We start from the raw sequence: 14,874 nt of genomic DNA on the forward strand, positions 1-14,874 counted from the left end.
CCCGCCCCCGTTCCCGTTCCCGCCCCTTCACGTGCGCTACAGCGCCTACGTGCGTCACAGCGCCTTGAGCGCCGCCGCCGTCGCCCGGGCCAGCGACCCCAGATACCCCTTCGGCAGCTTCGGGCTCCGGATCACCACCGAGCGCCAGTAGAGCGGCCCCGAGATCAGGTCGAGGGCCAGATCGGCGTCGATGCCCTGGCGGACCTCGCCCCGCGCCTGAGCCGCCGCGACGATCCCGCTCGCGACGCCCTCCTGCCCCTCCCGCAGCGCCTTCTGCATGGCGTCGGCGATCTCCGGGTTGCGGGCCGCCTCCGCCTGGAGGTCCGGGATGACCTGCGAGGCCACCGGGTGGCGCAGGGCGCGGGACGTCAGCTCGTACAGCAGCCGCAGATCGCCCTCCAGGGTGCCCGTGTCGGGCGCCGGCAGCCCCTGCACCGCGATCGCCGAGACCAGGTCGAGCACCAGGTGCAGTTTCGAACGCCAGCGCCGGTAGACGGCCGTCTTGCCGACGCCGGCCCGGCGCGCGATGCCCTCGATGGACATCCGGGCGTATCCGACGGACGCCAGCTCCTCGAACACGGCCGCCCGGATGGCCTCCGTCACGTCCTCGCGCAGTACGGCGGCCCCGGCGGGGGCCCGGCGGCGGGTCCGCGCCGGTGCGGTCCCGGGCTCGTCGGCGTTCGTCGTCATACGGACCAGCATAGGGGCGTTACGACGGAACGGTTGCGTTCCGACGCCGAATCGGAATACGCTCCCGTTACGACGATACGGTCCCGTCCCGACGTAAGAACTGAGAAAGAAACAGGTAAGAAACCGGGTTCCGGTGCCGGCGGGGGACGCCGGAGAAGAGCCAGGGAGCGGAACCGGTCGCGCACGCACCCCCTCCACTCCCCCGAGCGAAAGCAGCGGATGTGAGCCAGGCCCTCGACACACCGCCCCAGTCCACGCCCCTCGCGGCACCGGTCGTCCCGCCGGAGGGCGACCTCTCGGCGTACGCCGTCCGGCACGGCCTCTCGGTCAGCGGGGCCCGCCCCAGCCTGCCGACGTACGTCCGCCAGCTGTGGGCGCGGCGCCACTTCATCACCGCGTTCGCCACCGCCAAGCTCACCGCCCAGTACAGCCAGGCGAAGCTCGGCCAGGTCTGGCAGGTGATGACCCCGCTGCTCAACGCGGCGGTCTACTACTTCATCTTCGGCGTCCTGCTGGGCACCAAGCACGGCGTGCCGGACTACATCCCGTTCCTGGTCACGGGCGTGTTCATCTGGACGTTCACACAGAGTTCGATCATGGCGGGCACCCGCGCGATCGCCGGCAACCTCGGTCTCGTACGGGCCCTGCACTTCCCGCGCGCGGCCCTGCCGATCTCCTTCTGCATCCAGCAGCTGCAGCAGCTGCTGTTCTCGATGGCCGCGCTGATCGTGATCCTGCTCTGCTTCGGCATCCCGGTCACCGCCTCCTGGCTGCTGGTCATCCCCGCGCTGGCACTCCAGTTCGTGTTCAACGCGGGCGTGTCGATGATCATGGCGCGGATGGGCGCGTCCACTCCGGACATCGCCCAGCTGATGCCGTTCATCCTGCGCACCTGGATGTACGTGTCGGGCGTGATGTGGAGCATCGACAAGCTGGCCAAGAAGGACAACCTGCCGCACGTGGTGTCGGTGCTCCTGGAGACCAACCCGGCCGCGATCTACATCGACCTGATGCGTTTCGCCCTGATCGACAGCTTCCACTCCAGCCAGTTGCCGCCGCACGTCTGGCCGATCGCGGCCGGCTGGGCGCTGGTGGTCGGCGTCGGCGGCTTCATCTACTTCTGGAAGGCTGAGGAGACGTACGGCCGTGGCTGAGAACGAGAACGAGAACCTGAACCAGAACCCGGGCCTGAACCAGGGCGGCACCCCCGGCGAGCCGATCCCCACCGTCGTCGCCGACCACGTCGACATCGTCTACCGGGTCAACGGCACCGGCGCCGGACGCGGCACCGCGACCGCCGCGCTCAACCGGATGATGCGGCGCAAGCAGAGCGAGAAGGCGGCCGGGGTGCGCAAGGTGCACGCCGTGAAGAGCGTCTCCTTCGTCGCGTACCGGGGCGAGGCCATCGGCCTGATCGGCACCAACGGCTCCGGCAAGTCGACGCTGCTCAAGGCGGTCGCGGGCCTGCTGCCGGTGGAGCACGGCCACATCTACACCGACGGCCAGCCCTCCCTGCTCGGCGTCAACGCGGCCCTGATGGGCGACCTGACGGGCGAGCGCAACGTCTACCTCGGCGGCCTCGCCATGGGCATGTCCCGGGAGCAGATCAAGGAGCGCTACCAGGGCATCGTCGACTTCTCCGGCATCAACGAGAAGGGCGACTTCATCACCCTCCCGATGCGCACCTACTCCTCCGGCATGGGCGCCCGCCTGCGCTTCTCGATCGCCGCCGCGAAGGACCACGACGTCCTGCTCATCGACGAGGCCCTCGCGACCGGCGACCGCTCCTTCCAGATGCGCTCCGAGGAACGCATCCGGGAGCTGCGCCAGCACGCGGGCACGGTGTTCCTGGTCAGCCACAACAACAAGTCGATCCGCGACACCTGCGACCGGGTCCTGTGGCTGGAACGCGGCGAACTGCTCATGGACGGCCCGACCGACGACGTACTGAAGGAGTACGAGGCCTTCACGAACCGTCCGGCGAAGGCCGCGCCCAAAGCCGCCTAGCTCCTGTCGGCCCGGTACCGCACTAGTGGCGGAAAACCCACGTCCGATAAACAAGGAACCGGAACGCCGAGGCCAGGACGATCGAGACGCCCTTCACCTCATTCGACTCGACCGGCCCGTGCAGACCCAGTCCGTGATAACCGATGTAGAACAGCCCACTCTCCATCGCGATGCCGATCGCGCTGAACACGAAGAACAGCGCGATCTGCTGCCTGGTACGTGAGGCCCTGTCCCGATACGTGAAATAGCGGAAACCCAGGTAGTTACCGCCCATGGCGATCAGGCTGGCCAGTACGGTCGCCGTCATCGCCCGCCAACCGAGCCCGTGCAGCAGCAGGTTGAAGAAGAGGAAGTTCACGAGCACACCGCTGCCGCCGACGGCCCCGAATTTCACCGCTTCGAGGATTACGCGCCGCACCGACCGGGCAGGAACCGAAATCCGGTTCTCGGAGACATTCACACTCACGCCCGCGACTTTATCCGAGGCGCCCGGACTAGCAGGAAAGGGTAAATTCCCCGTCTGCTTTTCTCCAACAGTTGTCAAGAAAAACGGGTGCGCCCCGGACCGTCACCGGCCCGGGGCGCATCTGCGGCTGTGCGGCTTACGAATGCGCGCGCAGCAGCGTCCGCATCGTCCGCATGGCGACGGACAGGTTGGCCAGGTCGAAGGTCTCCGAGGTCTGGATCTCGTCCAGGGTGGTCCGGGCCCGGCCCAGGAGCGCGGTGTTCTTCTCCTCCCACGCCTTGAAGCGCTGCTCGGGCGTCGACGTGCCGTTGCCGACCGCGAGGACGTCCGCCGTGAGGGAGGAGTGGGCCGCGTACAGGTCCTCGCGGATGGAGGCGCGGGCCATGGACTGCCAGCGGTCGGCGCGCGGCAGCTCGATGATGCGGTCCATCAGCTGGGTGATGTGGAGCCGGTCGGCGAGGTCGTAGTACACCTCGGCGACGTCCATCGGGTTGCGGCCCATCCGGTCGGCGACCGAGACGATGTCCAGCGTCGGGAACGCGGACGAGAAGCCCGCGACCCGGGTGGCGAGTTCGTCGGGGACGCCGGCGCCCGTCAGCTCGTCGTAGATCTTCTGGTACCACTCCAGATCCGCGCCGCGCAGCAACTTGGCCAGCTGGGACCAGACTTGACTCACCCGCTCGCCGAAGAACTCGATGGTCTCGGTGAGTTGCACCGGCTGCGGCCGGTTGTTGAGCAGCCAGCGCGTGCCGCGCTCGACAAGTCGCCGTGAGTGCAGGCGGATCCGGGTCTGGACGGCGGCCTCGACGGTGTTGTCGAGCGCCTCGACCGCGTCCCACACCGCGCTGGAGTCGAAGATCGCGCGGGCGGCGGTCTGCGCCCGCACCACCTCCTCCAGCGAGGCGCCGGTCTCCTCGCGCAGCCGGTGCAGGAAGCTCGTACCGCCCGTGTTGACCGTGTCGTTGACGAGGACGGTCGTGATGATCTCGCGGCGCAGCGCGTGCCCGTCGATCTGCTCGGGGAACTTCTTGCGCAGTGCGCTCGGGAAGTAGGCGTCCAACAGGCGGCGCAGATAAGGGTCTTCGGGCAGCGAGGTCTGCAGCAGCTCGTCCGCGACGGTGATCTTCGTGTACGCGAGGAGCACGGCCGTCTCCGGACCGGTCAACCCCTGTCCGCCGCCCAGCCGTTCACGGATCTGCCGGTCGGTCGGCAGGAACTCCAGCGCCCGGTCCAGATGCCCCTCCCTGACCAGGTGGCGCATGAAGCGCTGCTGGGCGTGGAGCATGTCCTTGGACTGGGCGAGGGCGTTGGCGATGGCCGTGTTCTGCGCGTAGTTGTTGCGCAGGACGAGCTTGCCGACCTCGTCGGTCATCTTCGCCAGCAGCGTGTTGCGCTGCTTGACGGTCATGTCGCCTTCCGTGACCAGGGCGTTGAGCAGGATCTTGATGTTCACCTCGTGGTCGGAGGTGTCCACACCCGCGCTGTTGTCGATGGCGTCGGTGTTGATCTTCCCGCCGGTCTGCGCGAACTCGATCCGCCCGAGCTGGGTGAGCCCGAGGTTGCCGCCCTCGCCGACGACCCGGACGCGCAGATCGCCGCCGTCGACGCGGATGGCGTCGTTGGCCTTGTCGCCGACGTCGGCATGCGATTCCGTACTCGCCTTGACGTACGTGCCGATGCCGCCGTTCCACAGCAGGTCGACCGGCGCCTGGAGGATCGCCTTCATCAGGTCGGCCGGGGTCATCTTGGCGACACCGGCCTCGATGCCGAGGGCCTCACGGATGTGCGAGTTGACCGGAATGGCCTTGGCGGTACGGGGGAAGATGCCGCCCCCGGCCGAGATCAGCTGCGTGTCGTACTCCGCCCAGCTCGACCGCGGCAGCTCGAAGATCCGCCGCCGTTCCGCGTACGACGTGGCGGCGTCCGGATTCGGGTCGATGAAGATGTGCCGGTGATCGAAGGCGGCGACGAGCCGGATGTGCTCGGAGAGCAGCATGCCGTTCCCGAACACGTCACCGCTCATGTCACCGACGCCCACGACGGTGAAGTCCTCGCTCTGGGTGTCGACGCCCAGCTCACGGAAGTGCCGCTTGACGGACTCCCAGGCGCCGCGCGCGGTGATGCCCATGCCCTTGTGGTCGTACCCGGCCGAGCCGCCCGACGCGAAGGCGTCGCCGAGCCAGAAATTGTACGCCTGGGCGACCTCGTTGGCGATGTCGGAGAAGGTCGCCGTGCCCTTGTCGGCGGCGACGACGAGATAGGTGTCGTCCTCGTCGTGCCGGACGACGTCGGCGGGCGGCACGACCTCGCCGGCCACCAGGTTGTCGGTGATGTCGAGGAGCGCCGAGATGAACGTCTTGTAGCTGCGGACGCCCTCCGCCAGCCACGCGTCCCGGTCCACGGCGGGATCGGGCAGCTGCTTGGCGACGAACCCGCCCTTGGCACCGACCGGCACGATGACGGTGTTCTTCACCATCTGCGCCTTGACCAGCCCGAGGATCTCCGTACGGAAGTCCTCGCGCCGGTCCGACCAGCGCAGCCCGCCGCGCGCGACCTTCCCGAACCGCAGGTGGACGCCCTCGACCCGGGGCGAGTACACCCAGATCTCGTACGCCGGTCGCGGCGCGGGCAGGTCCGGGATGGCCTGCGGGTCGAACTTCATGGAGACGTAGTCGTGCGGCTTGCCGCCCGCGCTCTCCTGGTAGAAGTTCGTCCGCAGCGTCGCCTTGATGACGGTGAGGAAGGACCGCAGGATGCGGTCCTCGTCGAGCGAGGCCACCTGGTCGAGGGCCGCGTCCAGCTCCTCCATCAGGGCGTCGGTCAGCTCAAGTCCCGCCCGCTGCCGCTCGGGTGACATCCGCGCCTCGAACAGGGAGACGAGCAGCCGGGTGGTGTGGACATTGCTCCGGAGGGTGTCCTCCATGTACTCCTGGCTGAAGGTGGAACCGGCCTGCCGCAGGTACTTGGCGTACGCCCGCAGCACCAGCGCCTGCCGCCAGTCGAGGCCCGCGCTCAGCACCAGCGCGTTGAAGCCGTCGTTCTCGGCCTGCCCGGTCCAGGTGGCCGAGAAAGCCTCCTGGAAACGCTCGCGGCCGTCGTCCCCGAGATAATCCCCGCCGCCGGCCGGCGACTTGGGCAGCCGGAGCCCGAAGTCGTAGATCCAGGCGGTGGTCCGGTCGGAGCAGCGCAGCTCGTACGGCCGCTCGTCGATCACCTCGACGCCGAGCCGGTTGAGGACGGGCAGCACGGCGGAGAGCGAGACGGACTCGCCGGTGCGGTAGATCTTGAACCGGCGCTCACCGGGCACCGCGCCCACCGGCTCGTAGAGGCTGAGCGCGAAGTTCGTACCGACGCCGAGCTTTTCGAGGTGGACGAGGTCGGCGACGGCGGCGCGCGGGCTGTGGTCGGCCTTGTAGCCCTCGGGGAAGGCGTTGCCGTACCGGCGCAGCAGTTCGGCGGCGCGCTCCTCGCCGCACTCGGCGTTGAGGGCCTCACCGAAGGCGTCGGCCCAGGAGCGGGCGGCCTCGACGAGCCGGGCCTCGATGCGCTCCTTGTCCTGGTCGGACAGCTGAGGAAGCTCGGTCCCCTGCGGCACGCGGACGACGAAGTGCAGCCGGGACAGGATCGACTCGGTGTTCCAGGCGGTGAAGTCGACGCTGGTACCGCCGAGTTCCTCCTTGAGGATGTCGATGATCCGCAGCCGTACGCCGGTGGTGTAGCGGTCGCGCGGCAGGTAGACGAGGGCGGAGTAGTAGCGCCCGTACTCGTCCTGGCGCAGATAGAGCCGCAGCCGCCGCCGCTCCTGCAGATAGAGAACGGACGTGACGATGGACCGGAGTTCGTCGGGCGGGGTCTGGAACAGTTCGTCGCGCGGGTAGGTCTCCATGATCTGGAGGAGGTCGCGCCCGTCGTGGCTGTTGGGCGAGAACCCGGCGCCCCGCAGCACCTCTTCGACCTTGCGGCGCACGACGGGCACGCGGCGCACGGACTCGGTGTAGGCGGCGGAGGAGAACAGCCCCAGGAACCGCCGCTCACCGACGACTTCGCCGTTGGCGTCGAACTTCTTGACGCCGACGTAGTCGAGATAGGACGGCCGGTGCACGGTGGCCCGGCTGTTGGCCTTGGTCAGGACGAGAAGCTTGTGCTCGCGGGCCTTGGCGCGGGCGTCGGCGGGCAGCCGCTCGAAGGAGGGACTGACCGGATGCCCCTCCTCCTCGGAGTGATGCGGATCGGACCGCAGAATGCCAAGTCCCGTACCCGGCACGGCGCCCAGCGAGTCGTCCTCGCGCAGTTCGTACTCGCGGTAGCCGAGGAAGGTGAAGTGGTCGTCCGCGAGCCAGCGCAGCAGTTCGCGCGCCTCCTCGACGTCCTGGTCGCGCAGGTCGTCGGCGGTCGGCTCCTTGGGCAGTTCCTCGGCGATGCGCAGCGCGGAGTCACGCATCTTCTCCCAGTCCTCGACGGCCTCGCGGGTGTCGGACAGGACGCGCTGCAGGTCGCTGGTGATCTGCTTCAGATCGGCGCGGTCGGTCTCACGGTCGATCTCGACATGGATCCACGACTCGATGTGCGCGTCGTGCGGCAGCTCACCGCCGCCGGCCTGCACGGGCAGCACCTCGACGAGCCTGCCGGTGAGGTCCCGGCGTACGACGAACTGCGGATGGACGACGAGATGGATGCCACGCCCCTGCCGGGACAGTTCGTTGGTGACCGAGTCGACGAGGAAGGGCATGTCATCGGTGACGACCTCGACGACGGAGTGGCTGCACTGCCACTGGTTCTCCTCGACGGTCGGGGTGTGCACGCGCACGCTCGCCTTGCCCTGCGGACGCGTCTCGCCCAGCCGGTAGTGCGAGAAGGCCGCGCCGAAGACGTCGACCGGGTCGCGGCCTGCGAGGTCCTCCGAGGCGGTGTGCAGGTAGTAGCGCTGGAGAAACGCGAGCACGGTGTCGTGGTCCGGGCTGCCGGGATCCCCGCCGGGCGCGGTCGCACGTGTCGTCCCAGTCGGTAGGTGCCCCCCGACCGGGCTGTTCTCAGCTACCCGGGCGGCCCTTTCGAGCAGCTCGGCCTTGGCTTCGTCCAGCTTGGTCTGCATTGTCCTCTGGCTCCTGTCGCGCGCCGTTGCGTGACGTAGAAGGAAGTAGATCTCCCTCTCCGGCACAACGCCACGACGCGGGGTCTCCGGTCAGTTCCGACGCTATGCCGCAGGGTGGGAAGAGCGGGGGGTTATCAGCCATTCTCGGCACCCCGACGGAGTGTGACGCTGCTCTCGGCAGCACCGGTCCATGGGATGCGTACGGCGTCCTGGGAACCCTCGGGGTTCCGTCCCGCCCGCGCCGACCAGCGATCACCGCCCGGGCACGGATGTCGTCCGTGCGTTCCGGGCGCAGGGCAGGGGCGAGAACGCCCCCGCGACGTATCGCGCTGATCACGCCACCAGGCTATCGCTCATGACGGGGGCCACGTCATGAGCCATTTGTGTACAAAAGCAGGACGGGAAGTTTGCCACTCTGAACAGTGGGAGAAGAGAAAGGGCCCGAAACGCCCGCAGACCTCCCTACGCGGCGAGTCTCTCGGCCTCCGCGACGGCCTCCTCCAGGCTGTCGACCACCGGCACACCCACCGCTTCGAGACTGGCCCGCCCATGGGACCCACCGGTGTAGAGCACGGCGAGCGCACCCACATGCAGGGCGGCAAGCGCATCGTCGGCGGCATCCCCGATCACCACGGTCCGCGAGGCCTCGACACCCCCGAGCGCACCGAGATGCCGCACCATGTGCTCGGCCTTGCTGCCACCGGAGGGCCCGGTCCGCCCGTCGACCCGCAGAAAATGCGGCTCGATCCCGAACTCCCGCACGAGCGGAACGAGTTCCTCATGCCCGTACATACTCAGAATGGACTGACTGCGCCCGGCCGACTGCCACCCGGCCAGCAGCTCCCGCGCCCCCACGGCCAGCTCGCAGACGACGCGATGCTCCGCGTAGTACCGATGAAAGATCTCGTCCATGACGGCCCACTCGGCATCCGTGGGCAGCCGCCCGAGCAGCCGCTCGTAGAACCGAGGCACCGGTACGCAGTACAGCTCCCGGTACTGCTCCAACGTGATCGGCGCCAGCCCCAGCTCACTGAAGGCGGCGTTGGTGGCTCCTATGACGGCGTCGGTGTCATGAAACAGGGTCCCGTTCCAGTCCCACACGATGTGCGCCACTCCGTACTTCCCCATACGAAGAACGTACCTCGCACCACTGACATGGCGACCGGCAGCTTGCCCGGCGACCGGGGGCGAGGACGAGGCCGTTCAGACCGGTTCCCCCCGCCCGCCCGCCCCTGCTTGCTCAGCCCAACAACCCCAGCAAGTTAGGAATCTCCTGCCTGGCATACCAAAGCAGCTCGTGATCCTCCGCCCCGTCCACGACGAACTGCGCGTCGTCGTCCCCCTGATCCGCCGCCCCCAGAGCGTCCGCCGCCCCCGCGACATCCCCCTCCGCCTCCCCGGAGTCGACATGCACAGCCGCGACCTTCCCCAACGAAACAGCCCCACCGACCCGAACCTCACCCAGCGCCCCAGGATCAAGCCCCCGGTCGGGATCGGCGACAGCCACGCCGTCGGCGACATCGACGGCGACCACCACCCGCCGCCGCACCACCCCCGGCTCCATCGCCAGCAACCGCAGAGAAGCGAGCGCGGCCCGATTCAACGCCGCGTACTCCAACTCCTCCACGTCATCGGACAGATACCACTCCCGCAACGCGGGCGTGACGGCGTACGCGACGAACGGCCCCGCCCCCAACTCACCCGTCTTGTACGCCTCGGCAAGTCCCGGGAGGGTCAGGGGGACGTAGACGCGCATGGCTGACCACTTTCGTAGTAGGCGTTTCTCGTAGCAGACGTTCCGGTGACGAAGGCGAAGAAGAGCACCCCGGAAAGACCCTCAGGATACGTCGCGGCGTCCCCTTTCGAGTCCCCGCCCGAGCCTCTCCGAACGTCCACCCCGCTCCTCGAAATTCACCCCCACCCCCCACCCCCACCAGCCAATTCCCCTCCCCCGATCACTCGGATAAGTGAACCCCCGGACCCCCCGACCCGCACCCCGCCGCACCTTGCATCCGCCCGATCCGGCCCCGTACAAGATCCCCACCAGAAAGTTACCGCCCGGTACCCACCCGGGCCCCAGGAAACGGGGATATTCCATGAACAAGGTGATGACAAGGACGGTCCGCCGCACCCCGGCCCGCCCGCCGGTACGCAGGGACACCCGCCGCCCCGGCAGCGCCCCGCAGCGCGCCACCCCGGGCGGAGGCAGCCCTCGTACACCGCTCCCCGCAGCCACGACGCCCACCGAGCCCCACACCGGGCTCCACACCGAGCCCCGGGTCCCCGCCCAGGGAGGCAGGCACCGGGCAACACCCCAGCAGCCCCAAGGCCCCCAGCACCCCCTCCAGCCCCGCCAGAGCCCCCTCCCGCAACCCCGCCCCACCGACCTCTTCGCCGACCGCCTCCTGGCCGTCCTCAGCGGCGAACGCCCCGTCCACAGCATGCTCCGGCACACCATCGGCCGCGCCTACGACGAACTGGCCTGGCTCGCGGAACGCGGCCCCCTCCGCACGCGCGGCACCCGCCCCGTGGTCCGCGACGTCGGCTACTACGAGCCCAGCCAGGGCGCCCTGGAGGCGTTCGCCCGTATCGGCGCGGGCGACCAGCTCCGCGCGATGGCCTTCCGCCTGGAACTGGGCCGGGACTTCCGCTGGCGCTGCACAGCGGTGGAACTGGGCGGCCCCCGAAGGCCCCGGACGGCAGACTGAGCGCCCACGAACCCACGACCCCACAACGCAGAAGGGCCGGCCACCCTCATCGGATGCCCGGCCCTCCACACAGCAAGTACAACGCACTCACTGCTTACGTCTCACAGCCCACAATCCGCTGCTTACCGTCTGCTGCCTGCCGCCCACTGCTCAGGTCGACGAACAGCTCACTTCTTGCGCCGACGCCCACTCCGCTGCTGCTTGCGCCGCTCCGCGCGCGTGAGCCCGTCCGCCTCGGACCGCACCTCGTCGTCGTCCCCGACGAGGTCGCCCTCGATGACACCGCCCTCGCCGTCCACGCTGGGCGCGGAGAAGTGCAGCCGGTCCGGCCGCTGCGGAGCGTCGAGCCCCTTGGCCCGGATCTCCGGCCGGGAACCGGCGCTCGCCTGCGCCGGCACCGAGTCCTCGGTGCCCTTGTCCAGCGACGGCTTGGCGTCCGCGACCGGGACCTCCTCGACCTGCTGCTCGACCTGGACCTCCAGGTTGAACAGGTAGCCGACGGACTCCTCCTTGATGCCCTCCATCATGGCGGTGAACATGTCGAAGCCCTCGCGCTGGTACTCGACCAGCGGGTCCTTCTGGGCCATCGCGCGCAGGCCGATGCCCTCCTGGAGGTAGTCCATCTCGTAGAGGTGCTCGCGCCACTTGCGGTCGAGCACCGACAGCACGACCCGACGCTCCAGCTCACGCATGATCTCGGAGCCGAGCTGCTCCTCACGAGCCGCGTACTGGTCGTGGATGTCGTCCTTGATGGACTCGGAGATGAACTCGGCGGTGAGACCGGCCCGGTCGCCCGCCGCCTCCTCCAACTCGTCGACGGTGACCTTCACCGGGTAGAGCTGCTTGAAGGCACCCCACAGCCGGTCGACGTCCCACTCCTCGGCGAAGCCCTCGGCGGTCTCGGCGCCGATGTACGCGTCGATGGTGTCGTCCATGAAGTGCTGGACCTGCTCGTGCAGGTCCTCGCCCTCCAGGACGCGGCGCCGCTCGCCGTAGATGACCTCGCGCTGCCGGTTGAGGACCTCGTCGTACTTGAGGACGTTCTTACGGGTCTCGAAGTTCTGCGTCTCGACCTGCGACTGGGCGGAGGCGATGGCACGGGTGACCATCTTGTTCTCGATCGGGACGTCGTCCGGCACGTTCGCCATCGACATCACGCGCTCGACCATCTGGGCCTTGAACAGCCGCATGAGGTCGTCACCGAGGGAGAGGTAGAACCGCGACTCGCCGGGGTCGCCCTGACGTCCGGAACGACCGCGCAGCTGGTTGTCGATACGCCGCGACTCGTGCCGCTCGGTGCCGAGGACGTAGAGCCCGCCGAGGTCCTTGACCTCCTCGAACTCCGCCTTCACGGCCTTCTCGGCCCGCTCCAGGGCGGCCGGCAGGGCCGCCGCCCACTCCTCGATGTGCTCCTCGGGGTCGAGGCCGCGCTGGCGCAGCTCCGCCTCGGCGAGGTCGTCGGGGTTGCCGCCGAGCTTGATGTCCGTACCACGACCGGCCATGTTGGTGGCGACCGTGACGGCACCCTTGCGGCCGGCCTGGGCGACGATGGTCGCCTCCCGGTCGTGCTGCTTGGCGTTCAGCACTTCGTGCTGGATGCCGCGCTTGGAGAGCTGCTGCGACAGATACTCGGACTTCTCGACAGAGGTCGTACCGACGAGGATCGGCTGACCCTTCTCGTGCTTCTCGGCGATGTCGTCGACGACCGCCTCGAACTTCGCGACCTCGGTGCGGTAGATGAGGTCCGACTGGTCCTTGCGGACCATGTCGCGGTTGGTCGGGATCGGGACGACACCGAGCTTGTAGATCTGGTGGAACTCGGCGGCCTCGGTCATGGCCGTACCGGTCATACCGGAGAGCTTGTCGTAAAGGCGGAAGAAGTTCTGCAGGGTGATGGTCGCAAGGGTCTGGTTCTCGTCCTTGATGTCCACCCCTTCCTTCGCCTCGATCGCCTGGTGCATGCCCTCGTTGTAGCGGCGGCCCGCGAGGATACGGCCCGTGTGCTCGTCGACGATCATGACCTCGCCGTCGATGACGACGTAGTCCTTGTCGTTCTTGAAGAGCTCCTTGGCCTTGATGGCGTTGTTCAGGTAGCCCACCAGCGGCGTGTTCACCGACTCGTACAGGTTGTCGATGCCCAGCCAGTCCTCGACCTTGGCGACACCCGACTCGTGGATGGCGACGGTGCGCTTCTTCTCGTCGACGTCGTAGTCGCCGGTCTCCTCAAGTCCCTTGAGGGCGTTGCCGGCCTCGCCGCGCTTGAGACGCGTGACCAGCTTGGCGAAGTCGCCGTACCACTTGGTGGCCTGGTCGGCCGGGCCCGAGATGATCAGCGGCGTACGGGCCTCGTCGATGAGGATCGAATCGACCTCGTCGACCACGGCGAAGTTGTGGCCGCGCTGGACGAGCTCGTCCTTGGACCACGCCATGTTGTCGCGCAGGTAGTCGAACCCGAACTCGTTGTTCGTGCCGTACGTGATGTCGCAGGAGTACTGCTCACGCCGCTGGGCCGGCGTCATGTTGGCGAGGATGCAGCCGACGGTCAGCCCCAGGAACTTGTGGACGCGCCCCATCATCTCGGAGTCGCGCTCGGCCAGGTAGTCGTTGACCGTGATGAGGTGAACGCCGTCCCCGGAGAGGGCGTTCAGATACGTGGGCAGGGTGCCGACCAGGGTCTTGCCCTCACCGGTCTTCATCTCGGCGACATAGCCGAGGTGGAGCGCTGCGCCACCCATGATCTGCACGTCGTAGTGACGCTGGCCGAGGGCGCGCTTGGCGGCCTCGCGGACGGTGGCGAAGGCCTCGGGCAGCAGGTCGTCCAGACTCTCACCGTCGGCGTACCGCTGCTTGTACTCATCGGTGAGGGCCCGCAGCTCGGCGTCGGAGAGGTCGACAAAGTCCTCTTCGATGGAGTTGACCTGGTCCGCGATGCGGTGCAGCTTGCGCAGGATTTTGCCTTCGCCTGCACGCATGATCTTTGAGAGGACGGACACGGGGGTTGGTCTCCTTGCCGGTCGGGCCTGGGACGGTCGGTTTCCATTGTCTTAACTGAGCGACGGCCATCGTATGCGAGGACCCAGCCCGGTCGGGAGGCCTGCCGGTAGGACAGCCATAAGGAGAACGGCCGGGAGTCACAGATGGTGCCGCGCCCCACCCAGGAATTGCACGAATTGTGATCACGAACCCACGCACGGCGAAAGGGATGGCGCCCCGATCCTCCCCCGAGCAAGAATCGGCCGATGGACCCCGTCACGCTCACCACGGCCCGCCTGCTCCTGCGCACGGTCGGCCCGACCGACACGGACGCCGTGTACGCCGCGGTGCAGGACGCCGACATCCAGCGCTGGACGACGATCCCGTCGCCGTACCTCCCCGAACACGCCCACAGCTTCACCACCCAGCTGGTCCCCGACGGCTGGTCCGACGGCTCGATGTTCACCTTCGGCCTCTTCCTCCCCGAAGGGGAGGAGCTGGTGGGCATGCTCGCCCTGACGATGCGCTCCCTGGGAACAGCGGAAATCGGCTTCTGGACCACCAAGGCCCACCGCGGCAACGGCTACATCACAGAAGCCACCACCACCGCCACCCACTGGGCCTTCACCCACCTCTCGGTGGACAGGGTGGAATGGCGAGCGGAGGTGGGCAACACGGCATCGCGAGCGGCAGCGGAACGAGCGGGCTTCACGATGGAAGGCACCCTCCGCTCAGCAATCAACAACAAGGGCGTACGCCGAGACTGCTGGGTAGCCTCCCTACTCCCCTCAGACCTGAGCCTCCCCTCAACGGCCCCGTACCTCCCTTTCACCCGCCCCACCCCTTGAGAACGGGCCCCGCCCCCAGCCCCCTCCAGCCCACCCGGCGTTCAAGGACGAGGTCCGGCATCTCAGCCGGTCGGGCGATTGTGGACGAGG

At 68.3% G+C, this 14,874-nt stretch carries 10 protein-coding genes; 4 read left to right on the forward strand and 6 right to left on the reverse strand.

From position 1 onward, the window contains the following. Window positions 1-54: 54 nt before the first annotated feature. The gene (locus CW359_RS44395; protein WP_105975961.1) at window positions 55-690 is read right to left on the reverse strand and encodes a TetR/AcrR family transcriptional regulator; all 636 of its coding nucleotides are present in this window, start codon (window positions 688-690) and stop codon (window positions 55-57) included. Between the two features lie 221 nt (window positions 691-911). On the opposite strand from CW359_RS44395, the gene CW359_RS44400 reads away from it, so the two are divergent. Further along, window positions 912-1,844, forward strand: coding sequence for an ABC transporter permease (locus CW359_RS44400; RefSeq protein WP_105975953.1), 933 nt, complete (start codon window positions 912-914; stop codon window positions 1,842-1,844). Window positions 1,845-1,878: 34 nt separating this feature from the next. After that, window positions 1,879-2,697, forward strand: a complete 819-nt coding sequence (locus CW359_RS44405; RefSeq protein WP_105975962.1) for an ABC transporter ATP-binding protein — start codon at window positions 1,879-1,881, stop codon at window positions 2,695-2,697. A gap of 22 nt (window positions 2,698-2,719) precedes the next feature. Here the strand turns inward: CW359_RS44405 and CW359_RS44410 are convergent, their stop codons facing one another. From CW359_RS44410 to CW359_RS44425, 4 genes are all read right to left on the reverse strand, one after another. Further along, window positions 2,720-3,163: a GtrA family protein gene (locus tag CW359_RS44410; RefSeq protein ID WP_232838883.1), complete on the reverse strand. Its 444-nt coding sequence runs from the start codon at window positions 3,161-3,163 to the stop codon at window positions 2,720-2,722. Window positions 3,164-3,299: 136 nt separating this feature from the next. Continuing rightward, window positions 3,300-8,255: an NAD-glutamate dehydrogenase gene (locus CW359_RS44415; RefSeq protein WP_105975955.1), complete on the reverse strand. Its 4,956-nt coding sequence runs from the start codon at window positions 8,253-8,255 to the stop codon at window positions 3,300-3,302. Between the two features lie 462 nt (window positions 8,256-8,717). After that, entirely contained in the window at window positions 8,718-9,383 is a 666-nt protein-coding gene (locus tag CW359_RS44420) for an HAD family hydrolase (RefSeq protein WP_105975956.1), read from the reverse strand. A 112-nt stretch (window positions 9,384-9,495) separates the two neighbouring features. Continuing rightward, the gene (locus tag CW359_RS44425; protein WP_105975957.1) at window positions 9,496-10,011 is read right to left on the reverse strand and encodes a DUF6912 family protein; all 516 of its coding nucleotides are present in this window, start codon (window positions 10,009-10,011) and stop codon (window positions 9,496-9,498) included. 340 nt (window positions 10,012-10,351) lie between these two features. Between CW359_RS44425 and CW359_RS44430 the strand changes: the two genes are divergently transcribed. Then, window positions 10,352-10,963, forward strand: a complete 612-nt coding sequence (locus tag CW359_RS44430; RefSeq protein ID WP_105975958.1) for an Rv3235 family protein — start codon at window positions 10,352-10,354, stop codon at window positions 10,961-10,963. Window positions 10,964-11,130: 167 nt separating this feature from the next. Here the strand turns inward: CW359_RS44430 and secA are convergent, their stop codons facing one another. Next, window positions 11,131-13,956, reverse strand: coding sequence for a preprotein translocase subunit SecA (gene secA, locus CW359_RS44435; protein WP_105975959.1), 2,826 nt, complete (start codon window positions 13,954-13,956; stop codon window positions 11,131-11,133). 246 nt (window positions 13,957-14,202) lie between these two features. Between secA and CW359_RS44440 the strand changes: the two genes are divergently transcribed. Then, complete coding sequence (locus CW359_RS44440) at window positions 14,203-14,784, forward strand: GNAT family N-acetyltransferase (protein WP_105975960.1); 582 nt, start codon at window positions 14,203-14,205, stop codon at window positions 14,782-14,784. Window positions 14,785-14,874: the final 90 nt, after the last annotated feature.

It is taken from the genome of Streptomyces geranii (assembly GCF_002954775.1).
Lineage (GTDB): Bacteria > Actinomycetota > Actinomycetes > Streptomycetales > Streptomycetaceae > Streptomyces > Streptomyces geranii.